This is a genomic window from Enterobacter sp. RHBSTW-00994, assembly GCF_013782625.1.
Classification (GTDB): Bacteria; Pseudomonadota; Gammaproteobacteria; order Enterobacterales; family Enterobacteriaceae; genus Enterobacter.
The window spans coordinates 1,869,494-1,893,676 of sequence record NZ_CP056199.1; the positions used below are offsets into that span (position 1 = coordinate 1,869,494).

At 46.1% G+C, this 24,183-nt stretch carries 31 protein-coding genes and 1 pseudogene; 28 read left to right on the top strand and 4 right to left on the bottom strand.

The window, feature by feature from the left end; all coding sequences use genetic code 11:
• Positions 1–57: 57 nt before the first annotated feature.
• The 19 genes from HV346_RS08885 to HV346_RS08970 all read left to right on the top strand — a co-directional run bounded on the left by HV346_RS08885 (position 58) and on the right by HV346_RS08970 (position 12,815).
• Positions 58–381: a head-tail connector protein gene (locus HV346_RS08885; protein ID WP_181623139.1), complete on the top strand. Its 324-nt coding sequence runs from the start codon at positions 58–60 to the stop codon at positions 379–381.
• Positions 378–791 carry a phage head closure protein gene (locus HV346_RS08890; protein WP_181623140.1) on the top strand — a complete coding sequence of 138 codons (414 nt, stop codon included), beginning with the start codon at positions 378–380 and terminating at the stop codon, positions 789–791. The genes HV346_RS08885 and HV346_RS08890 overlap by 4 nt, the downstream gene beginning before the upstream one ends.
• On the top strand, positions 766–1,269 hold the full coding sequence (locus HV346_RS08895; RefSeq protein WP_181623141.1) for a hypothetical protein: 504 nt from the start codon (positions 766–768) through the stop codon (positions 1,267–1,269). Before HV346_RS08890 ends, HV346_RS08895 begins: the two co-directional genes overlap by 26 nt.
• Complete coding sequence (locus HV346_RS08900) at positions 1,269–1,829, top strand: hypothetical protein (RefSeq protein WP_181623142.1); 561 nt, start codon at positions 1,269–1,271, stop codon at positions 1,827–1,829. The genes HV346_RS08895 and HV346_RS08900 overlap by 1 nt, the downstream gene beginning before the upstream one ends.
• Before the next feature lie 8 nt (positions 1,830–1,837).
• Positions 1,838–2,020 (top strand): DUF2635 domain-containing protein, encoded by a 183-nt coding sequence (locus tag HV346_RS08905; protein WP_181623143.1) that lies wholly within the window; start codon positions 1,838–1,840, stop codon positions 2,018–2,020.
• Positions 2,017–3,510 (top strand): phage tail sheath subtilisin-like domain-containing protein, encoded by a 1,494-nt coding sequence (locus tag HV346_RS08910; RefSeq protein ID WP_181623144.1) that lies wholly within the window; start codon positions 2,017–2,019, stop codon positions 3,508–3,510. Before HV346_RS08905 ends, HV346_RS08910 begins: the two co-directional genes overlap by 4 nt.
• Positions 3,510–3,866: a phage tail tube protein gene (locus tag HV346_RS08915; protein ID WP_181623145.1), complete on the top strand. Its 357-nt coding sequence runs from the start codon at positions 3,510–3,512 to the stop codon at positions 3,864–3,866. The genes HV346_RS08910 and HV346_RS08915 overlap by 1 nt, the downstream gene beginning before the upstream one ends.
• A complete protein-coding gene (locus HV346_RS08920; RefSeq protein ID WP_181623146.1) occupies positions 3,866–4,135 on the top strand; it encodes a phage tail assembly protein in 270 nt (89 codons plus the stop codon). The genes HV346_RS08915 and HV346_RS08920 overlap by 1 nt, the downstream gene beginning before the upstream one ends.
• A complete protein-coding gene (locus HV346_RS23525) occupies positions 4,102–4,284 on the top strand; it encodes a hypothetical protein (protein WP_346010423.1) in 183 nt (60 codons plus the stop codon). Before HV346_RS08920 ends, HV346_RS23525 begins: the two co-directional genes overlap by 34 nt.
• Positions 4,277–6,067 carry a phage tail tape measure protein gene (locus HV346_RS08925; RefSeq protein ID WP_181623147.1) on the top strand — a complete coding sequence of 597 codons (1,791 nt, stop codon included), beginning with the start codon at positions 4,277–4,279 and terminating at the stop codon, positions 6,065–6,067. The genes HV346_RS23525 and HV346_RS08925 overlap by 8 nt, the downstream gene beginning before the upstream one ends.
• 65 nt (positions 6,068–6,132) lie before the next feature.
• Positions 6,133–6,657: a hypothetical protein gene (locus HV346_RS08930; RefSeq protein ID WP_181623148.1), complete on the top strand. Its 525-nt coding sequence runs from the start codon at positions 6,133–6,135 to the stop codon at positions 6,655–6,657.
• A gap of 60 nt (positions 6,658–6,717) precedes the next feature.
• Positions 6,718–8,019 (top strand): DNA circularization N-terminal domain-containing protein, encoded by a 1,302-nt coding sequence (locus HV346_RS08935; RefSeq protein ID WP_181623149.1) that lies wholly within the window; start codon positions 6,718–6,720, stop codon positions 8,017–8,019.
• On the top strand, positions 8,016–9,095 hold the full coding sequence (locus HV346_RS08940; RefSeq protein WP_181623150.1) for a phage baseplate assembly protein: 1,080 nt from the start codon (positions 8,016–8,018) through the stop codon (positions 9,093–9,095). The genes HV346_RS08935 and HV346_RS08940 overlap by 4 nt, the downstream gene beginning before the upstream one ends.
• The gene (locus HV346_RS08945; RefSeq protein WP_181623151.1) at positions 9,095–9,637 is read left to right on the top strand and encodes a phage baseplate assembly protein; all 543 of its coding nucleotides are present in this window, start codon (positions 9,095–9,097) and stop codon (positions 9,635–9,637) included. Before HV346_RS08940 ends, HV346_RS08945 begins: the two co-directional genes overlap by 1 nt.
• Positions 9,637–10,062 (top strand): phage GP46 family protein, encoded by a 426-nt coding sequence (locus HV346_RS08950; protein WP_181623152.1) that lies wholly within the window; start codon positions 9,637–9,639, stop codon positions 10,060–10,062. Before HV346_RS08945 ends, HV346_RS08950 begins: the two co-directional genes overlap by 1 nt.
• On the top strand, positions 10,049–11,107 hold the full coding sequence (locus HV346_RS08955) for a baseplate J/gp47 family protein (RefSeq protein ID WP_181623153.1): 1,059 nt from the start codon (positions 10,049–10,051) through the stop codon (positions 11,105–11,107). The genes HV346_RS08950 and HV346_RS08955 overlap by 14 nt, the downstream gene beginning before the upstream one ends.
• The gene (locus HV346_RS08960; RefSeq protein ID WP_181623154.1) at positions 11,098–11,679 is read left to right on the top strand and encodes a YmfQ family protein; all 582 of its coding nucleotides are present in this window, start codon (positions 11,098–11,100) and stop codon (positions 11,677–11,679) included. Before HV346_RS08955 ends, HV346_RS08960 begins: the two co-directional genes overlap by 10 nt.
• Positions 11,680–11,690: 11 nt before the next feature.
• Positions 11,691–12,377, top strand: a complete 687-nt coding sequence (locus HV346_RS08965) for a hypothetical protein (RefSeq protein WP_181623155.1) — start codon at positions 11,691–11,693, stop codon at positions 12,375–12,377.
• 3 nt (positions 12,378–12,380) lie between these two features.
• The gene (locus HV346_RS08970) at positions 12,381–12,815 is read left to right on the top strand and encodes a tail fiber assembly protein (protein ID WP_181623156.1); all 435 of its coding nucleotides are present in this window, start codon (positions 12,381–12,383) and stop codon (positions 12,813–12,815) included.
• A gap of 33 nt (positions 12,816–12,848) precedes the next feature.
• On the opposite strand, the gene HV346_RS08975 is transcribed toward HV346_RS08970, so the two are convergent.
• Together HV346_RS08975 and HV346_RS08980 are read right to left on the bottom strand one after the other, a co-directional pair.
• Positions 12,849–13,604, bottom strand: coding sequence for a sialate O-acetylesterase (locus HV346_RS08975; protein ID WP_181623157.1), 756 nt, complete (start codon positions 13,602–13,604; stop codon positions 12,849–12,851).
• A gap of 153 nt (positions 13,605–13,757) precedes the next feature.
• Positions 13,758–14,024, bottom strand: a complete 267-nt coding sequence (locus HV346_RS08980) for a DinI family protein (protein WP_181623158.1) — start codon at positions 14,022–14,024, stop codon at positions 13,758–13,760.
• A 99-nt stretch (positions 14,025–14,123) separates the two neighbouring features.
• On the opposite strand from HV346_RS08980, the gene HV346_RS08985 reads away from it, so the two are divergent.
• Both HV346_RS08985 and HV346_RS08990 read left to right on the top strand, forming a co-directional pair.
• Positions 14,124–14,363 (top strand): hypothetical protein, encoded by a 240-nt coding sequence (locus HV346_RS08985; RefSeq protein WP_058673523.1) that lies wholly within the window; start codon positions 14,124–14,126, stop codon positions 14,361–14,363.
• Positions 14,363–14,683, top strand: coding sequence for a hypothetical protein (locus tag HV346_RS08990; RefSeq protein WP_181623159.1), 321 nt, complete (start codon positions 14,363–14,365; stop codon positions 14,681–14,683). Before HV346_RS08985 ends, HV346_RS08990 begins: the two co-directional genes overlap by 1 nt.
• Before the next feature lie 12 nt (positions 14,684–14,695).
• On the opposite strand, the gene HV346_RS08995 is transcribed toward HV346_RS08990, so the two are convergent.
• The gene (locus HV346_RS08995) at positions 14,696–15,082 is read right to left on the bottom strand and encodes an Arc family DNA-binding protein (RefSeq protein WP_129344088.1); all 387 of its coding nucleotides are present in this window, start codon (positions 15,080–15,082) and stop codon (positions 14,696–14,698) included.
• Positions 15,083–15,197: 115 nt separating this feature from the next.
• On the opposite strand from HV346_RS08995, the gene HV346_RS09000 reads away from it, so the two are divergent.
• The 4 genes and pseudogenes from HV346_RS09000 (at position 15,198) to HV346_RS09015 (ending at position 18,389) form a co-directional block, all read left to right on the top strand.
• Complete coding sequence (locus HV346_RS09000; protein ID WP_129344089.1) at positions 15,198–15,359, top strand: Arc family DNA-binding protein; 162 nt, start codon at positions 15,198–15,200, stop codon at positions 15,357–15,359.
• Complete coding sequence (locus HV346_RS09005; protein ID WP_249415133.1) at positions 15,340–16,293, top strand: Bro-N domain-containing protein; 954 nt, start codon at positions 15,340–15,342, stop codon at positions 16,291–16,293. Before HV346_RS09000 ends, HV346_RS09005 begins: the two co-directional genes overlap by 20 nt.
• Before the next feature lie 591 nt (positions 16,294–16,884).
• Positions 16,885–17,052, top strand: a pseudogene (locus HV346_RS09010) (isocitrate/isopropylmalate family dehydrogenase); the annotation flags it as partial.
• A gap of 203 nt (positions 17,053–17,255) precedes the next feature.
• Positions 17,256–18,389, top strand: a complete 1,134-nt coding sequence (locus HV346_RS09015) for an acyltransferase (protein ID WP_181623160.1) — start codon at positions 17,256–17,258, stop codon at positions 18,387–18,389.
• Between the two features lie 41 nt (positions 18,390–18,430).
• Here HV346_RS09015 and HV346_RS09020 read toward each other — a convergent pair whose 3' ends face one another.
• Positions 18,431–19,930 (bottom strand): cyclic diguanylate phosphodiesterase, encoded by a 1,500-nt coding sequence (locus tag HV346_RS09020; protein WP_181623161.1) that lies wholly within the window; start codon positions 19,928–19,930, stop codon positions 18,431–18,433.
• A 240-nt stretch (positions 19,931–20,170) separates the two neighbouring features.
• Between HV346_RS09020 and HV346_RS09025 the strand changes: the two genes are divergently transcribed.
• The 3 genes from HV346_RS09025 to HV346_RS09035 all read left to right on the top strand — a co-directional run bounded on the left by HV346_RS09025 (position 20,171) and on the right by HV346_RS09035 (position 24,100).
• The gene (locus HV346_RS09025) at positions 20,171–20,614 is read left to right on the top strand and encodes a hypothetical protein (protein WP_181623162.1); all 444 of its coding nucleotides are present in this window, start codon (positions 20,171–20,173) and stop codon (positions 20,612–20,614) included.
• A gap of 193 nt (positions 20,615–20,807) precedes the next feature.
• Positions 20,808–22,346, top strand: a complete 1,539-nt coding sequence (locus HV346_RS09030; protein ID WP_181623163.1) for an EAL domain-containing protein — start codon at positions 20,808–20,810, stop codon at positions 22,344–22,346.
• Between the two features lie 227 nt (positions 22,347–22,573).
• Positions 22,574–24,100 (top strand): sensor domain-containing diguanylate cyclase, encoded by a 1,527-nt coding sequence (locus HV346_RS09035; protein ID WP_249415134.1) that lies wholly within the window; start codon positions 22,574–22,576, stop codon positions 24,098–24,100.
• The last annotated feature ends 83 nt before the right edge of the window (positions 24,101–24,183 follow it).

The following is a 24,183-nucleotide window of genomic DNA, read 5'->3' on the forward strand; positions in this document are numbered from 1 at the left end:
ATGACGCCGCGAAAGCGGTTTTTTTATGCCTGCTGTATGGCGGGCATAAGGATTCTTATGCTGCTTGACCTGAGTGAAATTAAGCGGCAGCTCCGGCTTGAAGATGATTATGCAGAGGAAGACGAGCTGCTGAATATGATTGGCGGTGCTGTACAGTCCAGAACCGAGTCATTCCTGAATCGTAATCTTTATGCGAAAAAATCGGACCTCTCCGACGCTGATCCAGAGGGTCTGGTCATGACTGACGATATAAAACTGGGGATGCTGCTTCTGGTAACCCATTTTTATGAGAATCGTTCATCTGTTTCTGAAGTCGAAAAAATGGAAATGCCACAGTCATATACCTGGCTTGTTGGCCCTTACCGGTTTATCCCGTTATGAAACTTCGACAGACTCAAACCAGCGCAACGTACCTGCTGCCTGATCCTGGTGAACTCGATAAAAGGGTGATGATCCGCCAGCGCGTCGACACGCCGTCAGATGATATGGGCACGGAGCCGACTTACCCGGTGTCGTTTTATACCTGGGCAAAGGTGGTACAGACCAGCGCGACGACGTATCAGGAAACGGCCCAGACCGACAACGCAATCACCCATTACATCACCATTCGCTGGCGCAGTGGCATCACCTCAGATTTCGAGGTGGTGCAGGGTGATATGGTGTTCCGTGTGCATCGTGCGCGGGATCTGAACAGCAAGCGGCGATTTTTACTGCTTGAGTGTACCGAGCTTGGCGTTCAGCCAGCGACATCAGGAGGGAACAGTAGTGGCAACTCCCTTTTTTCACGTTGATTTTCAGCAACCGAAGGAGATGCGCTTCAACCGGGCCCGTGTCCGCCGCGCATTTATTCATATTGGTCAGCGCCATATGCGTGACGCCCGCCGTCTGGTGATGCGCCGGGGCCGATCTGAACCAGGTGAAAACCCCGGTTATCAAAGTGGACGCCTGGCAAAATCAATCGGCTTTATGGTCCCCAGGGCAAGTAAAAACCGCCCCGGCTTTATGACCCGCATTGCACCTAACCAGCGTAACGGTCAGGGAAACCGGCTTATCACGGGCGATTTTTACCCAGCCTTTCTTTTCTATGGTGTTCGTGGTGGCGCAAAACGTCGTCGCAGTCATCAGCGCGGTGCTTCTGGCGGCAGCGGCTGGCGGCTGGCTCCGCGAAATAACTTCATGGTGGAAACGCTGGAAAAAAACAGCCCGTGGACGCGCTATTACCTTCTGCGTGAACTTCGCCAGTCGCTTAAACCGGAGAAACGTCGCTGATGAAACTCACCCCTGTTATTGCTGCGCTTCGCGCCCGATGTCCTGTTTTCGAAAATCGTGTTGCGGGTGCGGCGCAGTTTAAGGACCTGCCTGAAGTCGGCAAGATGAAACTCCCGGCAGCTTATGTTGTTCCTGGTGATGATTCACCTGGGGAGCAGAAAAGTCAGACGGATTACTGGCAGACGCTGACTGAAGGTTTTTCCGTGATCGTGTTTGTCAGCAACGGACGTGACGAACGCGGCCAGTTTGCATCTTATGATGTGGTTCATGATGTCCGTCAGATGTTGTTTAAAGCGTTGCTGGGCTGGAATCCGGAAGAACGCGGGAATCCGATCACCTACAGCGGAGGCTCGCTCCTTGATGTAAACCGCCATGAACTGAGCTATCAGTTCGACTTTGTCGTCGAAAACGAACTGGGTGAAGACGACACGCGGCAGCAGGGCGAGCTAAACGACCTGGATGATTTTAAAACACTCTCAATCGATGTGGATTTTATTAACCCTGGCAATGGGCCTGATGATGTGATCGAACATCACACAGAAATTACTCTTCCTGACTGAGGAACACCATGTTTGTGAAACCCAAAGACGGGCGGTCAGTTCATGACCCAGCCCGGGGCGACTTATTGCCTGTAGAAGGGCGGAACGTCGAACCGAACCAGTACTGGTTCCGTCGTGAAATCGACGGTGATATCGAAATTGGTCAGCCGGAAAAAGGCGGTAAACCGGATAATAAGGTGGTCACTAAATGACTGTATCCATGAATAACATTCCGTCCGATCTCCGCGTACCGCTTTTCTACGCCGAAATGGACAACAGTGCGGCAAATACAGCGCAAACCAGTGCCCCATCGCTGCTGATTGGTCATGCGAATACCGGGGCAAATATTGCCACGAATCAACTGGTCTTTATGCCGTCGAAAGACTACGCGATCCAGCAGTGCGGTGCAGGCAGTCAGATGGCGCGTATGGTGGAAGCCTACCGGCTCACCGATCCATTTGGTGAGTTATGGGTGATTGCCGTACCTGATACTGGCACAGCCGCAACGTTTACGCTGACAGTAACTGGCGCGGCCACGGAGTCCGGTGTTGTCAGTCTGTACATTGGACGCAGACGTATTCAGGCTAACGTTACCACTGGTGATGATACCTCTGCTGTGGCATCTGCCATTGCCGCCGCCATTACTGCTGACGGGCAAACGCCGTTTACCGCATCTGCTGCTGCAGGTGTTGTAACGCTTACGGCCCGCCATAAAGGAACATGGGCAAACGATATTCCGATCACACTGAACTACTACGGCTTCAGTGGAGGTGAAGTGCTTCCTGCCGGCATTCTTATTGCTATTGCAGCGGGTGTGGCTGGAGCGGGTGCGCCGGTATTGTCAGGAACCATTGCAGCGATGGGGGATGAACCGTTCGACTATATTGGACACCCGTTCAACGACACCGCGTCTATGAACACGTTCACGCTGGAAATGAACGATACCAGTGGTCGCTGGAGCTGGTTACGCCAGATTTACGGGCACGTGTATACGTCTAAAATCGCTGCGATAAGTGACCTGATCACCGTTGGCGATATGTTCAACGACCCGCATGTGACGCTGGCAGGCTATGAAAAAGCGGTGCAGTCGTGCCCCGATGAGCTGGCGGCGAGCCGTACAGCCAGGGCTGCAGTGTTCCTGCGTATAGACCCTGCACGCCCGACGCAAACGGGCGAGCTTACCGGGATGCTTCCGCCTCCGAAGGGTAAGCGATTTATTAGTACCGAACAGCAGTCATTACTGACTCACGGTATCGCTACTGCGAAAGCAGAAGGTGGTGTGCTGCGTACTCAGCGCGATATCACCACGTACAAGAAAAATGCCTATGGCGTGGCGGATGACAGCTATCTGGACAGTGAAACGCTGCATACCAGCGCGTATGTCCTCCGTCGTCTTAAATCGGTGATCACCAGCAAGTACGGGCGTCATAAGCTGGCGAATGACGGTACACGCTTTGGCCCTGGCCAGGCCATCGTAACGCCTGCGGTTATTAAGGGTGAATTGCTGGCGACATATCGCCAGATGGAGCGTGAAGGCATAGTAGAAAACTATGAACTGTTCAAAAAATATCTGATCGTTGAGCGCGATGCTAATTACCCGACCCGCATCAACGTGCTGTACCCACCTGACTACGTTAACCAGTTGCGTGTCTTCGCATTGCTTAACCAGTTCCGTCTTCAGTATCAAGAGGAGTCCGCATAATGTCGCGCATTGGTGGTACTTGTTATTTCAAAATTGACGGCCAGCAGTTGTCGCTGACAGGCGGCATTGAAGTTTCGATGAACAAGACGGTCAATGATGATGTCATTGGCCAGGACGGTTCAGTGGATCGTAAAGAGACACACCGCGCACCATACATCAAAGGCACTTTCAAAGTGCCTCAGAATTTTCCAGTCAGCAAGATCACTACGTCAGACCAGATGACAATTACTGCTGAGCTAGCGAATGGTCAGGTCTATGTTCTGTCGTCTGCCTGGCTGCACGGTGAAGCCAACCACAACGCCGAAGAAGGCACGGCTGACCTTGAATTCCACGGAGAAGAAGGAGATTACCAGTAATGAAAGAGCTTCCGCTGGTAAAAGCTGTCACTGCGCATGGAGAAACGATCGGCGTCCTGGAATTCAACGACCCCACGGGTAAAGACGTTCGTGAACTGGGTTATCCCTACCAGATGAACCAGGATGAGTCGATCAAGCTTCAGGCACACATTATTGCGAAATACATTGTCAGGCTGGCAAATGTCCCTTTGAGCACTGTTGATCAGATGTCCCCAGGAGACCTGAATTCTGCTGGCTGGCTGATTGCCGGTTTTTTCCTCCAGGGCTGACGGCGGAGTATCTCACCGACCGCTATTTTGACTGCGCCAGTTACTGGCGCATCAATCCTCTTGAATTGCTGAATATGCCTATCAGTGAGATCCCTTTACTGGTCAGCCAGGCAAACAGAATAGAGCAGGAGAAGCATCGCAATGGCTGAGTTTGAATTAAAGGCGCTAATCACAGGCGTGGATAAACTTTCCCCTGCGCTTTCTCGAATGCAGAAAAACATTCGTGGTTTTAAACGCCAGGCTGAAGAGGCATCAAAAGGAGGGATTGCTCTTGCTGGTGGTCTGGCGGCAGGGCTGACAGTATCCCTCAAAGCCTATGCAGATCAGGAGAATGCGGCCACAGGTCTGAAAGTGGCGATGATGCAGGCCAATGGTGAGGTCGGCAACAGTTTCGAAAAAATCAATAAACTTGCTGTCGGGCTTGGTAATCAGTTACCGGGCACGACGGCTGATTTCCAGAACATGATGCAGATGCTTGTCCGTCAGGGTATTCCGGCAGAGAACATCCTCGGGGGAGTGGGTAAGGCTACAGCCTATCTTGCTGTGCAACTGAAAAAGACACCTGAAGCGGCTGCTGAGTTTGCAGCAAAAATGCAGGACGCAACAGGAACTGCCTCGGATGACATGATGGGGCTGTTCGATACCATACAGAAGGCATTCTATCTTGGTGTTGATGATACCAACATGCTCTCGTTCTTCACCAAGACCAGCTCTGTACTGAAGATGGTAAACAAGGATGGACTGAAAGCCGCACAGGGGCTGGCCCCAATCAGCGTGATGATGGACCAGATGGGTATGCAGGGTGAATCTGCTGGTAACGCCCTGAGAAAAGTCATTCAGTCGGGTCTTGATGTCAAAAAAGTTAAAGGTGTAAATAAAATTCTTGATCGTCAAAAACTTGGGGTAAACCTTGATTTTACTGACGGTAAAGGAGGCTTTGGCGGTCTGGACAATATGTTCCAGCAGCTTTCAAAGCTACGCAAATTAACTGACGTCAAACGAACTGGAGTACTTAAGGCGTTGTTTGGTGATGACGCGGAGACACTCCAGGTTGTTAATGCACTTATCGACAAAGGTAAGGATGGTTACGATCAGGTTCAGCAGAAAATGAACAAGCAGGCCAGCCTGAACAAACGTGTAGAAGCTCAGCTCGGAACACTGGCTAACCTGTGGGAGGCAATGACAGGTACGGCTACCAACGGGCTTGCTGCTATCGGTAGTGCATTTTCTGGTGACACAAAAAATCTGACGATCTGGCTTGGTGATTTGGGCGAAAGATTCACGACCTTTGCTGACCAGAATCCGAGGGTTATTCGTAGTGTTGTGGGACTTGTTGCAGGTCTTGCCACCCTCAAACTGGGAATTATGGGGGTAGGGCAGGCCATCACTATTGCCAGCAGACTTGCATCAATGACGCCGCTTGGGATGATCCTGTCAGGAATAGCGTTGGCTGCTGGTCTTATTATTTCAAACTGGGATGCCATCGGACCTTATTTTAAAAAAATGTGGGACACAGTTAGCCCTTATTTTGAAACCGGATGGGAACTTATCAAAAAGGTGTTTGGCTGGACACCGCTTGGGATGGTTATCAAAAACTGGGCTCCGGTTGTTAAATGGTTCCAGGATAAGTGGGAAAAACTAAAACCCATCATCGAGTGGTTTACCGATGGAGCGAGTGATACGGTCGCTGCCGCGAATGCCGCTCAGTGGGGGGCGGGTGGCTATGGGGCTTATGGTACGGGTGTACCATCACCAGGCTATAACCCTTACCAGATAAAACAGGGACCAGCCTCTCAGCCACAGGGAAAGGTTACTGTTCAGTTTGAGAATGCTCCGCCAGGCATGAAGGTCACTGACACACGCGCTTCCGGCATTGATGTAAATCACGATGTTGGTTATACGAGGATCGGTAAAGTTGGCATGGGTGGTTAACTGAATGTATTGTGTATTCTCTATCATTTGCATAGCAAATAACTTCACCTTAACTAAGGTTAATCATGAATAACACTATTGTGGCCAGCGCAATCATTGGCGTGTCGATGATTTTTTCTGGACTTATCATATCTGAGAACATCTCCTTCAAAGATCAGCATGTAATCCCACTTGCTGGTGGCGCTGTAAAGCTTGGTGATATATATAAGGAAGAGAAACTAATTAGCGCAAAACTCATTTTTAAACAGGGTGAGCAGGTGTTAATTTCTCAAGGCAATCCCGATGACTTTAGCAGTGAAGTTGATAATAAAATTGCTGAAATTATCAAAGGACTAAATGCCGATAAAACGAAAAATGACGAGCGCATTACACCTGAAACACTCAGTGTTCTTGATGATGCTGAGTTGGAATTAGTTTCAGCAGTGAGATACAACAGTGAGCATCAACCAATGTTTACTTTAACTCTTGAAAAAAAAGTTATTCCAATGGTTAAGGGTTCTTACATCAAGGATTTTTCTCTTCAAAATATTAAAAAGTTCGTTGAAAGCCAGCAGCAAGCCTATAGTCAGTCTCTGTTTATAACAAAGTAATTACCGATATGTTTGAATAAAACCCGCCAATAAGCGGGTTTTTTATTATCTGGAGTTTATATGGCGTGGAAAGACAGACTTCAGGAAGCGTCCTTTCGGGGGATTCCATTCAAGGTTGAAGGGGAAGGGGCTCCGGTAGGGCGTCGTGTTGAAACCCATGAATACCCAAATCGGGACAAACCCTACACGGAAGACCTGGGCAAAGTCACTTTCCGCCCGAATATTACCGCTTATGTTGTGGGTGATGATTGCTGGGAACAGCGTGACAGACTTATTGAAGCGCTAAACAAACCGGGACCGGGGGCGCTGATTCATCCGACATATGGAGAAATAAGCGTCTGTGTTGATGGTGAGATTAAAGTCAGCACCACAGCAGGTGAAGGCCGGATGGTTCGCTTTGATCTCCAGTTCGTTGAAGCTGGCGAGTTATCTTATCCCACTGCCGGTGCAGCAACAGCCAACACCCTGGTATCTTCTTGCTCGGTTCTGGATGACTGTATCAGCGATAACTTTGAAAATTTCAGTATTGATGGTGTTGCTGATTTTGTTCAAAACGATGTTATCGGCTCAGCCACGGAAATGATGGGGTCTGTATCAGATGCCATGAAGGTGGTGGATTCAACGGTTTCTGATGCCGCCAGGCTGATGCAGGGTGATATCTCTGTTTTGCTCCCTCCGCCATCATCCGGGAAAACGTTTGTGGATCAGCTTCAGTCCATGTGGCGTACAGGTAAGCGACTGTATGGCAATACAGGTGACCTGCTGACGATGATCAAAACGTTTTCAGGAATAAGCCTGGGCAGTGACCTGCAGCCTCATGGCGTGTGGAAAACCGATAGTGTCACGACGAAGACGGTTAAAGAGCAGCGCAATTATGTGGCGAGTGCCATTCGGACTACTGCAATCTCCGAGGCTGCTTATACCGTCACCACGATCCCCGCACTTTCTCAGTCAACAAATAATTCACCCCGGGAGGCAACCGGCTGGCCGTCGGTCACACATCCGGCACTGAATAATGCGGCAGAAGAAACGGTGACTGTTGATGTGCCCACCTGGGATGAACTGGTAGATATCCGTGACACGCTGAACACTGCCATTGATAAAGAGATGGCAAGAACCACAGATGACCGATTATTCCTTGCTCTGCGCCGTGTAAAGTCCGATCTCAACAGTGACATCAAATCCCGTCTTGCTCAGACAGAAAAAACGGTTGAGCGTACCCCGTCTGAGGTTTTGCCTGCGCTGGTTCTTGCTGCAACCTGGTTTGATAATGCAGCCCGTGAGTCTGACATTGTCAGGCGCAATGCGGTCACACACCCCGGCTTTGTGCCAGTTTCACCTCTGAGGGTTCCTGTACGATGAGCGATAACGTAACGCTGCGGGTTAACGGACGTGAATGGGGGGGCTGGACATCAGTCCGCATAGGTGCAGGCATTGAGCGGCTGGCACGAGATTATAGCGTAGAGATTACACGTGAGTGGCCTGGTGGTGATGGTGTGGCATCGCTGCAACCACGAGTGAAAAATGGTGATCGTGTTGAGGTGCTGATTGGGGATGATCTGGTAATAACCGGCTGGGTGGAAGCAACGCCAGTCAGGTACGATTCCCGGTCAATCAGTACAGGTATCAGTGGACGCAGTATTACAGCCGATCTAATTGACTGTGCAGCAGAGCCAACTCAATTTAACGGCCGATCTCTGGTACAGGTAGCCGCAGCACTGGCTAAACCCTTCAGCATTGAGGTAGTTAATTCCGGCGCACCTTCTGCTGTTATTCCCGGTGTTCAGCCCGATCACGGTGAAACCGTTATTGAAGTGCTGAATAAAATGCTGGGGCAGCAGCAGGCGCTGGCCTATGACGATCCTAAAGGGCGTCTTGTTATTGGAGGTATTGGCTCAACGCGTGCGCATACCGCACTGGTGCTGGGGAAAAACATTATTTCCTGTGATACCGAAAAGAGCATCCGGGAGCGTTTTTCTACGTATCAGGTTTCAGGCCAGCGAGCAGGTAATGATGATGACTTTGGTGCTGCGACCACAACGGCACTACGGGCTAAAACCACTGATGCGGCGATAGGGCGTTATCGCCCGATGGCTGTTCAGCAGACGGGACAGGCCACAGGCGCGAGCTGTATCGCCCGAGCAGAGTTTGAAGCAAGGCAGCGCGCAGCGCGTACCGATGAAACAACATATGTAGTCTGGGGCTGGAGGCAGGGAGACGGGAGCCTGTGGCAACCAAACCAGCGCGTCATTGTTTTCGACCCGGTTTGCGGCTTCAACAACAGCGAACTCCTCATCTCTGAAGTGACATTCACAAAAGACAATAACGGTACGCTGACAGAATTGCGTGTCGGGCCTCCAGATGCCTATCTTCCTGAGCCTGAAGACAAACAAACGAAAGGTGCTAAAAAACGCAAAGTGAAGGAGGACCCGTTCTGATGGGGACTTTACAGAGCCTTCAGCGGCAGGTACTGAGCCTGATTGGTCGTGCAGTAGTGAAAAGCATTGATGCCGCGAGCAAATGCCAGACGGTTGATGTTGAACTGGTAGGAGGACAGCCAAAAAGTGGAATTGAACATTTTGAGCCATACGGTTTCACGTCACGGGCTAACGCCGGGGCTGAGGCTCTCGTCTTATTTCCTGATGCGGATCGATCGCATGGTATTGCTGTTGCGGTTGCTGATCGGCGTTATCGCCTGAAAGGGCTGAAAACAGGAGAGGTCGCTCTCCACGATGACCAGGGCCAGTCAGTCACTCTGACACGAAATGGGATAGTGGTTGATGGTGGGGGGAAAATAATCACCTTCAAAAATGCCCCAAAAGCCCGCTTTGAAATGGACATCGAATCGACAGGGCAGATTAAGGACTTATGTGATTCCTCTGGGCGGACAATGGCCGAAATGCGTATTACCTACAACGGGCACAAACATAAGGAGAACGGAAATATCACTGACATACCTGATACGAAAATGGAGGCGTAATGGAACTCTGGTTAACGGTAAACGGGAAAACAGTCAGCGCCAGTTCTCAGCTCGACATGCTAACCCGTGCAGTTGTTATTTCACTCTTCACTCACCGGCGTGCCGATCCTGACGACAATGTTGATGTACCGATGGGATGGTGGGGGGATACCTGGCCTGTTGTTGAAAATGACCGATACGGCTCAAAACTCTGGTTACTGCAACGCAGCAAACTGACGAATGCCCTGGTGAATACTGTACGTAATTATCTGCGCGAAGCACTCCAGTGGATGCTTGATGATGGCGTGGTATCTCGCGTAGACATCGATATTCAGCGAACCGGTATTAACGAACTGGGAAACAGAATTGTCCTCTGGCGCAGGGATGGTCCCGTCACTATTTCCTTCAATGACTTATGGAGTGTAATCACCAATGGCGGACAGTGAATTTCAGCGGCCAACGCTGGCCGAAAATATTAGCATGATCCGCACAGACCTTTTTGCCCGTCTCGACATCAATGATGAGCTTCGTCGTATGGATGAAGATGTCAGGGCTAAGGTTTATGCGGGGGCTCTGCATACGGTCTACGGCTATATCGATTACCTGGCAATGAATATGCTGCCTGACCTTTGCGACGAATCATGGCTTTACCGTCACGCAGCAATGAAACGCTGCCCTCGAAAAGATGCCGTGGCCGCGTCTGGTTTTATGCGCTGGGACGGCGTATCGAACGGGCTGAAGGTGAGCGCCGGGGCGGTAATTCAGCGTGATGACCTCGTGCAGTATACGGCGCAAGCAGATGCTACAAGTGCGGGCGGCGTTCTTCGCGTCCCCGTTCTTTGCAGTGTGACAGGCATGACCGGAAATATGGATGACGGGGAGACGCTTTCACTGGTTTCGCCTGTTAACGGACTCCCTTCCGGCGGCCTGGCAGATACGATAACCGGCGGCTTTGATATTGAAGATCTTGAGGTATGGCGCGCCCGAGTTCTTGAGCGTTACTACTGGACCCCACAGGGGGGTGCAGACGGCGATTATGTTGTCTGGGCAAAAGAAGTTCCTGGCGTAACCCGCGCATGGACCTACCGGCACTGGATGGGAACGGGAACGGTTGGTGTTTTGATAGCCAGCAGTGACCTCATTAACCCTATTCTGGATGATGCAACGGTTGCAGCAGCTCAGGCTCATATAGAACCTCTGGCACCGGTTGCGGGTTCAGACCTTTATGTGTTCAAGGGAACACCAAAAACGGTCAACTACACAATCGACCTGAATCCTGACACGCCAGAAATACGCGCTGCGGTGGAGGCTGAACTCCGCTCATTTCTGCTGCGGGACGGCTATCCGGAAGGAACCCTGGAGCTTTCCAGGACGAACGAGGCGATTTCTATTGCTGCGGGCGAGTACAGCCATAAACTTCTTTCGCCAACAGCAGATACGCCGATCGCGAAAAATGAACTTGCCGTTCTGGGGGTAATAACGTGGGCGTGAGCAATGATGATTATGTCCAGCTTCTGGGGGCGCTGCTGCCTCCTGGCCCTGCATGGTCAGTTGACGATGTGGCGATAAGCGGCGCTGCTCCGTCTTTACTCAGGGCACATCAGCGTGGGGACGAGCTCATGCTGGAGATCGACCCACGAACGACAACAGAGCTTATTGACCGATGGGAGCGGTGCTGTGGTCTGCCTGACGAATGTATTCCGTCCGGAACACAGACTTTGCGGCAGCGGCAGCAGCGGCTTGACGCTAAGGTCAACCTTGCTGGTGGTATTAATGAAGATTTCTATCTTCGCCAGCTGGCAGCACTGGGTAAGCCGGGAGCCACGATCACGCGCTATAACAATGGTCCATTTAAATGCACATCATCGTGTGTCGATGTGACCTACTCAACTGAATGGCGGTATTACTGGCAGGTCAATATGCCTGCTTCAACAGATGCCACCTGGATGACCTGCACAGACAACTGTGAAACACCGGTTCGCTACTGGGGAGATACGGTTGCTGAATGCGTCATCAATAAACTCTGCCCGTCACATACCTACGTCATTTTTAAATATCCGTAATCGGAGACATTATGCATCGCATCGACACACCTACTGCGCAGAAAGATAAATTCGGCGCGGGAAAGAATGGCTTTACCCGTGGCAATCCACAGACAGGAACCCCGGCCACAGATCTTGATGACGATTATTTTGACATGCTGCAGGAAGAACTGGCTGGCGTGGTTGAAGCTACAGGGGTTGTGCTGGATAAATCCAAACACAACCAGCTTCTGACAGCCCTGAAATCATTGTTGCTCAGTCGCGTACATCCATTTGCTGATATCAAAGCTGATGGCTCTGCTGCAGTGGCCGAAGCTCTCACAAATCTGGGAATTGGGGAAGCAGCAAAGCTTGGCGTCGCTACCAATTCGCAGATGGCAGCCGGAACAGCAACTAATCTCCTACCAAGTGTTGCAGCAGTTATGAGTCTTTTCAGTAAACGAAATTTTGCAACGAAGGATTATATCCGTATTCCAGATGTACCTGGTGGGTTAATTATACAGTTTGGAACAAGTGTAATTAGCGCAACTTCGGGGTCACTTGCATTTGCCACACCTTTTCCCAACTCAGCATTAGCATTTGTAGCATTGAAAAATGGAAGCGATGGTCGCTTTGTTTCTTATTCTGGACTTATTTTGAATGGTGTTAGTGTTTATGGTTTTTCAAATACTACCCCTACAAATATTGATACGTTTAACTGGCTTGCTATAGGGTATTAAATTATGGGGTGCGCATATTTCTCACCATCAAAATTAATATTTATTCCTGAGGAGTGGAAGAGTGATGGAACATATAGTGATACAACTTGGCCTCCGGACGCAATTCTTCTTTCACAAGAGGAGTCTAACTGTTTTTGGCGTAATGACCCACCGGAAGGTAAGCAGTTAGGCGAAGTTGGAGGAAGGCCTTCTTGGGTGAATACTCCTAAACCAACGGCAGAACAATACATTGAAGAAGCTGAAGTAAAAAAGAAAGGCTTGCAGTTGTTTGCCACTAATAATATTATTGTATGGCAAACTAAATTATTAATGGGACGAGCGTTAACGAATATAGAAAAATCGCAGCTAGATAAATGGATGGATTTTATTGATTGTTTATCAGCTGTTGACGTAACTAAGAGTCCCAACATTGATTGGCCAGAACCACCAGGAAATTAAATATTGCATGGGAGGCAAAAAGCCTCCCTGTAATTAATTAAGTGACTTGGCAAATAACTGATCGAGATTAACAATACCTTTTGTATCATAGTGTAGATTATCAGGCCCTTTGGATAATCCATCACAGTCAAACCACTTGTAACCATCTGCATGAACATTTTCTTGGGCATTCCTCACGACTGAAGTATATTTAAACATCGAATCTGGAGAGGTTACCCTGCATACAGAGAACTTAAGATTCTCATTACCTGTCTCTTTCTTGATATTTCTAATGAATTTTTCTAGATTTGATTTGTACGCTTCTGCATATTCAGCATTCCCACCATCACTTTCACCCTGCATCCACATAACGCCTTTAATGGAAATTTTCCTGGTTTTTTCAGCGGCACTGATCTCTGCAAGTGTTTTTTGGTAGAGGAATCCCTTTGGCTCAGAGTTCCATTCCTTTGCTAATTTAGTATCACCTGCGGAAACTTTGATAATTCCTATCTTTTCTTTTTTAGCTATCTCATGAGCAAAGGAAACTTCAGGGCCGAAACCTTTTACCTCAAAAGATGATGGGGAAACCTGAACCCATTTACCCTCTTTGAAGATGAAGGCATTCTCGCTTGGCTTCTTCAAATCCTCTGGCAAATCTGCGGCAACAGACCTCATTCCAACCATGTTGCTTTGACCAAGAAGTAGATAGACGGGTAATGGCGATTCAGTTTTCACTGACGCTGAATTGTCGCATCCAGATACAAGAAAAGCAGACGCAACGGAAAACGCAAAGACATATCCAGTTTTCATAAAAGTCCAGTTACATGAATGATTAATGCATTAGCCATCAGGCATATGATGTTATAATAACCCCTAATAACTCTAAGCTTAAGAGTAAATTGCCTTGATCTATTTTCCAACTAAAACTACTGCATACACATACAGTAGATAGACTGCATAGTTTCAAAGACCAACCTGGTGAACTGTCGGGAACTCTGAAACCAACCACATATCGGACTCTTCAAACATATCCTCCAGCATGCGGTTCAGCTTTTCCCGATCGCTTTTGCTGGCATCACTATTTAAGGCGTTTGCTTGCATTGGCTTCACCCTCACTTCGGCATCAGGGAAAATCCGGTGCACCCGCTTCGTCAGCTCGGCCAGGATGATACCTCTGGCCTCTTGGAGCCCATCAACATTTCGCTTGTCATAAACCAGTTCAACAAACATACCGATCCTCTTATAAGTGAAAACTGCCTGTGTTTGATCTGTGTTTGTAAAAATACTACTGTATATGCATACAGTCAATGGGTGAATGAGGGTGCGTTTATGCCTCGTCAACCGGATATTCGTGCTGCTTTTATTGCGGCCATACAGCAAAACCCGAAGGGCTATCTCTGCCTGCATACAGACAAATTCATCGCTGAACTGCAGGAGAGGCACTGGCATTTCAGTCAGACGGATGCAAATTCATGGATTGAGCGATACCAGCCAGACTTCGCCGATAAGACGACAAACGGAAGCGAGAACCGCTACTGGATCTTACGCAACATGGGGAGGATATTCTGATGGGCTTTCCTTCACCGGCAATGGATTACCAGGAACAGCGGTTAACCATAGATCTGCTATGCGGAATTGACGGGAACTGCCGGGTAATAGAGACGTCATGTGGTTGGGCTGTCATTAACGTTGCCCTGAGACCAGAGCAGGGAGATACGCTACTGGTAAGAATGGATAACAGGAATGAGTTTGCAAAGCTTTACGGTTCTGCATTGGTCACTGAAGATGGTGAAGCGATAGAAGGCGACGCACTGGATGGTGTGGAGGTTTTTGGAGTGTTAACGCATAGCCTTAACAGGGTAGGGAACGATGATTGCCCGGCGATTTGATTTGAGCCCAAATTAGGGCTCTTTATCTTCATTCTTTAATCCATGTCTTTCAGCGATTTCTTTATAATTTACTGTTTTATTTAAAAAATCCTGAATGTCAACTCCTGTTGCCATCTTATAATGTAGTTTTAAGAGCGCGATCTGTTCGGTGGCTAAGTTGAACGATTTTTCCTGCAAATCAATTACGGACTTCATAGCTTCAATTTGTTGTTCATAAAGTTTTATGAGGTCTTCATCATTACCTTCCCCCTCTCCAGAATAGCCCTCAAATGATTCTTCAAGGATTTGAACGATTTCAGCATTCATTGAGCGACCATGTGCCTTGGCTTGCTCTTGAATTTTTTCTTTTAAATCAGAAGGCATCCGCACCCCATACGGTGCAATATCACGAACTTTCATAAATAACCCTGTGGATAAGAACCTTCTACACAATGTAGCTACTTCAGGTTTGACATTCTATGCTCACAATGTAATATTTGTGTAGTCATTACACGATGTAGAAAAGGTGAGCGTTATGTGTAAGGTTAGCAACATACCACCAACAGGAATCAGATTCCCAGAATACTTAAAGGAACTACTTAAGGAGGCGGCAAAAAGGGAAGGTAGGTCTGTCAACAATGAAGTGGTTAAGCGCATAGAAAGGAGCCTTAAGGAAGATGGATTTATCAAGGCTTAGAAATAGTGAAACCCCAAAGGCGGCAACCTTTGAGGCTTCTAATTTGTCAGCAACTTACGAGAAACCAACAATGAAGAGTTTAGCAAAAACAACGGCAAATTTCACTATCTTCAATTTCGGTGATAGTACGATCAGAGTAACCGATAAAAGCGGTGAACCTTGGTTTGTTGCAAAGGATGTTTGTGAAGTACTTGGTATTGCAAACAGCCGAGATGGAATAAGTAGACTGGATGCTGATGAAAAGGATGTAGCTTTAACCGACACCCTTGGTGGCCAACAAGAACTTGCTGTCGTGAGCGAGTCAGGGATGTACACATTGGTCTTACGATGCCGTGATGCAATTAAGCCAGGAACGGTGCCACATTCTTTCCGGAAGTGGGTTACTGCAGAAGTTTTGCCTGCTGTTAGGAAGAATGGAGTTTATGAAAAGCCTTTATCAAATAAAAAGGATCACCAGTCTACTGCCACCCAACTCACACCTCTTAGGCAAACAGCGGAACGTTTGATCACCACCGGAATTGGCCGCATCTATCCTGATATCTGGAAATTAGTTCATAAAAAATTTGGAGTTGACCATATCCACCAACTCCAACCAAATCAGGTGTTTGAGGCTATTGAATACTTGAATGCAATAGAAGGGGAATACATTTCCAATAAGAGTCGACAGCTATCGCTACCGATCAGTTATCCCATGTCTTACTTTGACCAGTATCGTTGGATGATTGGCGATAAAGGATTGTCTTCTCCATGGAACTATCCTGAAAAAATGCTGGTTCCAAACGGAGATTTTCCTAACCCTTTAGGTCGTCTTCTTTTTGATTTAAGGAATGCAGGTTATGAAGTTGATGCTGCGATGTTTCAACTCAAAGCCCTTCAACACCATATTGAAGCTTTGCACTCGAAAATTGAGAAGGTTAGTGCTGCTTTAAGATAGGTTAAACCATCATTTCACCATAGTTTCACCATAGAGATTTTACACAAAGAAAAAACCAGCCGTAAAAGGCTGGTTTTGATAATAATTTTGGTCGGCACGAGAGGATTTGAACCTCCGACCCCCGACACCCCATGACGGTGCGCAAGTTAAATTTAGCTAGTGCCAAGAGACCTTGGACACCGCCTGTCATGACGCCAGCCACCACACTTATCATCCCAGCCCATACAGTTTCAGTGAAACATGATACGAACATTACTACCTGACGAATTATTTTACCCATAAGCTTCTCCTCATTATTTTTGCTATTGACGTAATCGTTTAACAACACACTTACATAACGTATTACAGCAAGGATGGGAATCGCTGAGATGAGTATTGTGGTTAGGGGAATCGAACCCACTGATGCACTAGCTAAATTCACTCAGCGAGTATGATAACAGATGCGCGAAAATTTACAAGGAAGCGTTCCCCAAAACTAAAAACAAAGTTAGTGGTATCAGCAAGTTAGCATATGGCATTATTGTTGTATAATGACATAAAGATTGTTGATAATTATCTTTAAAAGCAGTAGCTTAAGCAAAGCCCAAACATGTAATGCTGCGTCATATGGAATGGTTCGAAGCGGCCGACCTGATCGTGAAAGGTATGGAAGGCGCAATCAACGCGAAAACCGTAACTTATGACTTCGAACGTCTGATGGAAGGCGCTAAGCTGCTGAAATGTTCAGAGTTTGGCGACGCGATTATCGCGAACATGTAATCCAGACTCTGGGTTAAACAAGAACGGGAGCCGATGGGTTCCCGTTTTTATTGTTAAATAACGACGCCAGCCAGCCTTATTTATCTTCTGGATAAGAGCAAGTTTTCATATTTGTTTGTTATTTTTTGGTTCGCTTCAATAGAAACTTCACATATAATAACCCCCTTTTTTATTGGTAGAATATATTCAGGGTGTGAATTTTTATGTCTGCTTCAGTTAACCATGAAGTGATGCCCAAAAAACGGTTTGAGTTTCTTGATGGTATTAGAGGATGGGCTGCACTGATAGTTGTTTTTGGTCACACGATGGTTGGTGTTATTGCTTTAGACGCTCCCGATTTTGTGCATCAAATTTATCTTAAATTTATTACTCACGCATATCTGTCTGTGATGATTTTCTTCGTATTATCTGGGTACGTTCTCTCTATAAGTCAAATTTTAACAACTAAGCGAAACTTAGCAATAACAACAGTAGCCAGATATTTTCGGTTGTTAATCCCGGTCTTTGTTGTAACAGTTATTGCCTACTTATTTCTCAAAATGGGTTTTTTTTACAATGTCGAATCGTCAACTACTGAGGAAGCAAAGTCGTGGTTAGGTCGTTTTTATACCTTTAGTCCAGATATTATCGATGCTCTAAGATTTGCGTTTTTTGATACTTTTTTTAATTATGATGGGCAACATACGTATAATTCGTCTTTATGGACAATGCCAGTGGAGATGATGGGCTCCATTCTCATTTATTCGTACATTGCTATATTTAGGGTGATGGATAAAATATACTGGCTAGTCGCTGCTGTATTGGTTGTTTATTTTTATAACGTTTCGCCATACATGTTTTGTTTTATGGCAGGATATATGTTAGCAGAGCTAAAAATACGGCAAAGAAATTTCACCAACGGTATCACACAAGTATTGCTTGTTTTACTTTTTATTGGTGTTATTTTTTATGATACGTTTAATCGTCCAGCGACGGATCAAGGCAATTGTCTGGAAGCCGTAATCCTTATCTTTTGTATTTCATATTCTCAACCATTGATGCATTTCTTTTCAAACTCTTTCTCTAAATATCTTGGGAGAATTTCGTTCTCATTATATCTCATTCAGATAGTCGTTATTTGCTCATGGTCCTCATATCTTCGTATTCACTTACCTGCGTATGGTTTTGGGATTTATGTTGATGCAATTATTAACCTGATATCAACAATCGCAATATGTATTGGTTTTGCACATTTATTGACTCCTGTTGATATTGCTGCGGTGAAATACTCTAAAATTATCGCCAGGAAAATTTTGTACATTAAAACTGGGGAAACAAAACCCGTGGAGATAGGTTAATAGGGGCAGGCGGGAGTCAATAGATTCCCGTTAATTCCTTTTTATCTCTGGCGAGGTGATAAGATGTTGTTCAGTTCGTTTTTGCTCAGTGATTTAGAAAAATACCATCCCTGGATAAGAGAGTGAGGGTATCGGGATGCAATAAAATCATATTGAATATGATCTTCGACTCCTTCGAAAACAAGTGTTTTATTAAGTTTCATCAATGCATCGCAGAAAATAATGAAAATATCTTGTTTATAATTTTCGCTAATACCATCAACAAGTGATTTGTCGATTTTTATTTCATCATACTCAAGTTTTGCCAGTCTGGATATATTAGAGTTTTGCACACCAAAATCATCGATAGATATTTTAACGCCAATTGATTTTAGCTCTTTACAAAACTCTTCGAGAATACCTTCACTGGCGACAGCTTTTTCAGAAAGCTCGATTTTTATCAATGACAACGGTATGTTGTTAAGTAAACACTCGCGATGTAACACTTTACTGAATGTTTTATCTTCAATTTCGGTTCTGCCGACATTCAATGAGATAAGTAGTTGATGTTCCGTAATAAGACTTGATATTTCAGAAAATGCTTTTCGCATTATATGTGTATAGTACTCGTCATAAAGTCCCAACTTTTCAATTAGAGGTATGAAAAATTCTGGTGATATATGCATATGGTTCGTATCACGCCATCTGGACAGAACCTCAACACCAGTTATTTTTTGATCATAGGTTCGAATGATTGGCTGGTAGTTGACCTCGAAAGCATTAGCTTTCACTGCTTTGACGAGTGTCCTTTCAAGAGAGAAACGATCTTCATACAGTCTGGTAGTGAAAAGTAACAGTGAGAACCAGATAAAATAAAGCACAGCCCCAAGAAGTATAAATACCACAACTGATAGCGAAGCCAGTCCTGCATCATTATGTTTGACGGTAACGCATAAATCCCAGGTTGAACTGCATTTTGTTATGGTCAATGTAAATAACTTTGAGGATAACCAACTTCGATTTTCTGATGATGGAGATGCGGTAAAAAAAGTCCTGCGGAAATCTTTTGTTGTCGAATTTAATGAATAGCTTGCAGTTACCGGAATAAATTTATCATAAGCATATCTGGACGTAAAAATGATAATGTTATTATAAATAGCAGCATTGCCTGTGAAAAATTTTTTTTGCGAAAATTGAACCAGAGTAAAGCCATTTGGGGTCCGATGTAACTCATTGGGAAGTAATATAGGGGTTGTCAGTTTTCCCCAGAATGCTGTGCAGAGTATTTTACCTTTTTGTACAAAGCCAATATCACTGAAGTACAGACTGTCGAGTTTTACTTTTCGGTAATTATCGATGCTTTCTTTGTCACATCCCTGAGTGGTCATACTTTTAAGTGTACTCGCGACACTTAAGGATAAATTTTCAGAATACTGCAACAACGTATTGGCGATCTCACGCTGTTTGCTTTTTTGCTGTTGTACAATTGCTGAATTAACCGCATAGAAAGACAGGATAACCAGGATGGTTGAAATGATAGACACAACAATGATCTTTTTCATTTTTATTGCCCTGTCTACTTATTATCTTAAATAGCCCAGATTTTAACACAAACAAGAGAAGCCTCAAGCCTACCAATAACAGGATGTATCTGTACTTTGCTCATCAATTTTGACTCAGGACTTCGTTTCATTGACTGTTTTAGGGCGTGGATAACATAATAAGTGAGAATACTCCTTGTTGGTGATGTTTTCTGTGCCTTCTGAGTAATCGATTTGGCAACTCTGACGTTAAGGAAAACGATGAAATTTTATGCGATGGCTCTCCTCTTTTTATCCTCAACTTCTGCTTTGGCAACTTACCAGGCTCGTGAATACAATACGTGGTACGCAAAGGATGCTGTCTTGTCTGTTATGACGCAGACATCTGAGGGATTGCCCGTAATGGTGAGCTTCTCTCATCCGGGACAGAATTCTGCTAATCTCGTCATTTCACAGGCAACAGATGGCGAGTGTGCCGATGGCATTCAGACTCTTAATGTGAATGGTGCGATTGTTCCGGCGGCTTATACTTGCATCGATCTGTCCGGAAAAAGAATTGAACATTTTACTGTTGTCGATGCAGATCATGTGAATGACATGTTTGCCCACTTGAGATCAGACTTCACACTTCTGCTACAGGGAAACATCAAAGTCTGGGCGGCAAATGTGAAAAAACCGCGATATGGCATTGCGCCAAAATTTTGAAATGCCTTGCGTCACTTGGCTTTGCGTCGGCTCACTCGGGGTAGAGCCAGTGAAAAAGTCAGGCGCGGTAGCCAGGCCTTCAACTTAAATCTCAGCTATGCTCTACTCATCGCCATAAGCGGCGCTGAGTCAGTCTCTGTCTCTCATTCAACCTGACAAAACGGCTTGTTTTTTCTGTATAAAGGAAAAAATTGTGCGCAACGTTTTTATCCCCTTGCTCAGTGCTTTGTTTCTGTTTATGGCCGGGTCGCTGATCATAAACTGGCAACTTTGGCATATGGCGACGATGAGCACCGCCGAGGCCGCCAGGATCAGCACGCATAAAATAGACACTATTCTTAATGAGGCTGTGAGCGCAACAAATACAGCGCAGCGAGTTGCCGAGCAAGGATGCACGGACCGAGGACAACTAGACTTAGGGACCGAAGCGGCACTTAAACCGCATTTGCGCGCAATTATGATAGAGCAGAAGGGGAGAATTATCTGCACCTCACTTCCCGGAAATGGTGTATTAATTATTCATCCTGAAACTCTGCCCAACCTAAAATTAATGTTGCTTCCTGGTAGGCGGTTATTAAATGATGTTCCTGTTCTTATTTTTCAGACCCCCATCGCTAATGGACGCATTATGATCAGCATCAGTGATGCGCATTTGCGAGATGTGATGGCTGGTGTATCAGAAGGGCTGAATTTGTCATTACAGGTGGGGGATCATAGTCTGAAACGTACAGGGGATGTCAGTATTGTGGCGTCATCGCATGAAGTTCCTGTCATGGTGTCCTCGACAATGTTCCCCTTCAGCATAACCTGGCAGCCTCTACCATTTTTTAACTCAACGCGGTTAGTGCAACAGGGTTGGAGCCTCCTGTTATTGATTTTCTTTCTGTCCGTTGTCATGGGAATTTTGTTGCGTCGGTATATGGGTAAAAGCACTACATTTGAAGATGATCTCCGTAAAGCCATCACCAAAGGAGAAATTACTCCGTATTACCAGCCAGTGGTAAACGGCGAAACCGGTGGGCTTTATGGTGTAGAGGTACTTGCAAGATGGAAGCACCCGAAATCAGGATTCATCCCGCCAGATGTATTTATTCCGATAGCTGAACGTAGTGGATTGATTATTCCTCTTACGAAAAATCTTATGGCGAAGGTCGTTAGTCAACTTAAACCTCTCTCACCTAAGCTACCTGATGGTTTTCATATTGGGATCAATGTGAGTGCCAGTCATATTAATTCGTCCTCCTTTATTGGGGACTGCCACGCGTTTGGTCAGGGATTCAAGGGAAAAAAAGTAAAACTGGTTCTGGAAATCACGGAAAGGGAGCCTTTGCTTGACAATCCTCACTTGATTGAGAATTTAAACACGCTGCATGACGCCGGATTTGTTATTGCATTAGATGACTTTGGCACAGGTTATTCAGGTCTCTCCTGCCTTAATAATCTTGCAATTGACTACATCAAAATTGACAAGAGTTTTGTGAACAGAGTAACAGAGCAGAAAGATTCAACGATGCTTCTGGACTGTGTTATTGAGTTAGCGAAAAAACTATCATTAAGTATCGTGGCTGAAGGGGTCGAAACAAAGGAGCAACTAGACTATCTTAATCGCAATGAAATTACTTTGTTGCAAGGGTATTATTTCGGTAAACCGGTCTCATACATTGAGCTTATTAAGCTATTACTTTCCAAACCCAGGGAGAAGATCAAACTCTATGAAAATGAGAAGATGTGAGCTGGTGTTATCACTGAAAATGTACCCTTTATTGTAGCGATAATATGGAGTTTTCATCGATACATGGGCCTTATCTTTACCATATAATGGGTATCACGACTCCACACATCCGGTTTGCAATGCGGTTGCGAAACTTTCGACGCCTAAGCACAATTTGTTTTTCTCTCCTCTTGACCTTTGCTACAGTAACGAGACGTGCCAGCAAGGGAGTTTTAAGGTGCGATAAGGTGGGTAAGATAGTGCATGTGAAGAGTGTTTTTTACACAACAACCATTACTGTTATCATCGTCTCATTTGTTATTTCGCTGTCGCTTGCTTTTCAAATCACTACATCCAGGCAGCAGTCAATTCATCAAATTAACACGAGTGTCGCCAACCTCAGTCATACGCTAGATGTTTATACTGAGGGGATCATGCGTCAGAGCGAAATGCTTATAACCACGATCTCTGATATGACTGAAATTTATGGCATGATCCCACAACAGGCCGCCAATATTCAGCGGATGATGAAAAATCAGGACGACCTTCTTTCTCAAATTAATAATGTGATCATTTACGATAGCAGAGGAGATGTGGTCACGGCATTGCATGAGGATTTTTCAGGGCGACGAAACAGTGCAGACAGGGCATTTTTCATCTATCACCGGGAACACAGCGGGAAGCGTGTTTTTATCGGACAACCGGTGATCAGCAGGACTAATGGTAAATGGGTTATCACTATCAGTAGACGACTCGAAACCCATACTGGTGATTTCAACGGTGTCGCCGTCGTCACCCTGGGCATTGAAAACTTTCTGGCGCTGTATGGACAGATTGATATTGGCCATTCGGGCGTTATTGGGTTAACCACGGAGTCAGGGGTGTTATTGATAAGATATCCCTTCAAGAATAACTATATTGGTGCGATCGTTTCCGACTCTCCGCTTTTCAGAAAATACCTAAAGGTCCAGAATTCAGGTATTGCCAGGTCAATATCGCGGTTTGACAACATTGAGCGAATATACGCGTTTGAGAAGAATAAGCGTTACGGTTTAGTCACTACGGTCGCCGTTAGTACTGATGAGGCAATGTATTCATGGCGAAAACAGGCTATTCAGTTAGCTGTACTGATATTCATCTTTACTGTGGTCCTCATTGTAGCTTCCTATTTCCTGTATTCAGATTTATCAAAAAAGCACAAAATGAACAAAGAACTTGCTGCCGCTAAAAATGTGTTAAAGCAAGCAAATGAAGAGCTTAAGGTTATTGCCTCAGAAGATGCTCTGACGGGTCTTAATAACAGACGTATTTTTGATGAAAAATTGCTCTCTGAAATTGCACGTTGTGCACAGCAAGATTCCCTGATTTCAGTCCTGATTGTGGACGTCGATTATTTCAAAAGATTCAATGACAACTATGGTCACCCGGCGGGGGATCGCTGCCTGGCGCAGCTCGGTGAAATCCTTAAAAAGAGTGTAAGGGGTGACGATCAGATTGTCGCGAGGTATGGCGGCGAAGAATTTACCCTGATCTTACCCCATATGGGCAACGCGGAGGCGATCAGTCTAGGGGCGTCTATAATCCGGGAGGTCAATGCAGAAAATATTGAGCACGGGTTTAGTCCATTTGGTCGTGTCACGGTGAGTGTGGGAATTTCAACGGCGCGTGCTGTCACGCTTGCCGGTAAAGAACAAAGTATCGTCATGTCTGCCGACAATGCGCTGTATCAGGCGAAACGCTCAGGACGAAATCAGTATGCCTTTGTGGCTGGGTAGCTGTGGGCAGGAAAGCCCCTTAAAGAGAAGGGCGCGCAAAAAAAAGCCCACTCGAAAGTGGGCAAGAAATACTGGAAGCAATG

Bases quoted from the DNA above. Each gene is read 5' to 3' on its own strand.
- HV346_RS09000 (WP_129344089.1), top strand. From the start codon at position 15,198: ATGTGTAAGGTTAGCAACATACCACCAACAGGAATCAGATTCCCAGAA.
- HV346_RS08950 (WP_181623152.1), top strand. From the start codon at position 9,637: ATGGAACTCTGGTTAACGGTAAACGGGAAAACAGTCAGCGCCAGTTCT.
- HV346_RS08930 (WP_181623148.1), top strand. From the start codon at position 6,133: ATGAATAACACTATTGTGGCCAGCGCAATCATTGGCGTGTCGATGATT.
- HV346_RS09025 (WP_181623162.1), top strand. From the start codon at position 20,171: ATGAAATTTTATGCGATGGCTCTCCTCTTTTTATCCTCAACTTCTGCT.
- HV346_RS09005 (WP_249415133.1), top strand. From the start codon at position 15,340: ATGGATTTATCAAGGCTTAGAAATAGTGAAACCCCAAAGGCGGCAACC.
- HV346_RS08945 (WP_181623151.1), top strand. From the start codon at position 9,095: ATGGGGACTTTACAGAGCCTTCAGCGGCAGGTACTGAGCCTGATTGGT.
- HV346_RS08980 (WP_181623158.1), bottom strand. From the start codon at position 14,024: ATGTTTGTTGAACTGGTTTATGACAAGCGAAATGTTGATGGGCTCCAA.
- HV346_RS08885 (WP_181623139.1), top strand. From the start codon at position 58: ATGCTGCTTGACCTGAGTGAAATTAAGCGGCAGCTCCGGCTTGAAGAT.
- HV346_RS08940 (WP_181623150.1), top strand. From the start codon at position 8,016: ATGAGCGATAACGTAACGCTGCGGGTTAACGGACGTGAATGGGGGGGC.
- HV346_RS08935 (WP_181623149.1), top strand. From the start codon at position 6,718: ATGGCGTGGAAAGACAGACTTCAGGAAGCGTCCTTTCGGGGGATTCCA.
- HV346_RS08955 (WP_181623153.1), top strand. From the start codon at position 10,049: ATGGCGGACAGTGAATTTCAGCGGCCAACGCTGGCCGAAAATATTAGC.
- HV346_RS09015 (WP_181623160.1), top strand. From the start codon at position 17,256: ATGTCTGCTTCAGTTAACCATGAAGTGATGCCCAAAAAACGGTTTGAG.
- HV346_RS08905 (WP_181623143.1), top strand. From the start codon at position 1,838: ATGTTTGTGAAACCCAAAGACGGGCGGTCAGTTCATGACCCAGCCCGG.
- HV346_RS08925 (WP_181623147.1), top strand. From the start codon at position 4,277: ATGGCTGAGTTTGAATTAAAGGCGCTAATCACAGGCGTGGATAAACTT.
- HV346_RS08970 (WP_181623156.1), top strand. From the start codon at position 12,381: ATGGGGTGCGCATATTTCTCACCATCAAAATTAATATTTATTCCTGAG.
- HV346_RS08890 (WP_181623140.1), top strand. From the start codon at position 378: ATGAAACTTCGACAGACTCAAACCAGCGCAACGTACCTGCTGCCTGAT.
- HV346_RS08920 (WP_181623146.1), top strand. From the start codon at position 3,866: ATGAAAGAGCTTCCGCTGGTAAAAGCTGTCACTGCGCATGGAGAAACG.
- HV346_RS08965 (WP_181623155.1), top strand. From the start codon at position 11,691: ATGCATCGCATCGACACACCTACTGCGCAGAAAGATAAATTCGGCGCG.
- HV346_RS08975 (WP_181623157.1), bottom strand. From the start codon at position 13,604: ATGAAAACTGGATATGTCTTTGCGTTTTCCGTTGCGTCTGCTTTTCTT.
- HV346_RS09020 (WP_181623161.1), bottom strand. From the start codon at position 19,930: ATGAAAAAGATCATTGTTGTGTCTATCATTTCAACCATCCTGGTTATC.
- HV346_RS08995 (WP_129344088.1), bottom strand. From the start codon at position 15,082: ATGAAAGTTCGTGATATTGCACCGTATGGGGTGCGGATGCCTTCTGAT.
- HV346_RS08915 (WP_181623145.1), top strand. From the start codon at position 3,510: ATGTCGCGCATTGGTGGTACTTGTTATTTCAAAATTGACGGCCAGCAG.
- HV346_RS08900 (WP_181623142.1), top strand. From the start codon at position 1,269: ATGAAACTCACCCCTGTTATTGCTGCGCTTCGCGCCCGATGTCCTGTT.
- HV346_RS08910 (WP_181623144.1), top strand. From the start codon at position 2,017: ATGACTGTATCCATGAATAACATTCCGTCCGATCTCCGCGTACCGCTT.
- HV346_RS08985 (WP_058673523.1), top strand. From the start codon at position 14,124: ATGCCTCGTCAACCGGATATTCGTGCTGCTTTTATTGCGGCCATACAG.
- HV346_RS08990 (WP_181623159.1), top strand. From the start codon at position 14,363: ATGGGCTTTCCTTCACCGGCAATGGATTACCAGGAACAGCGGTTAACC.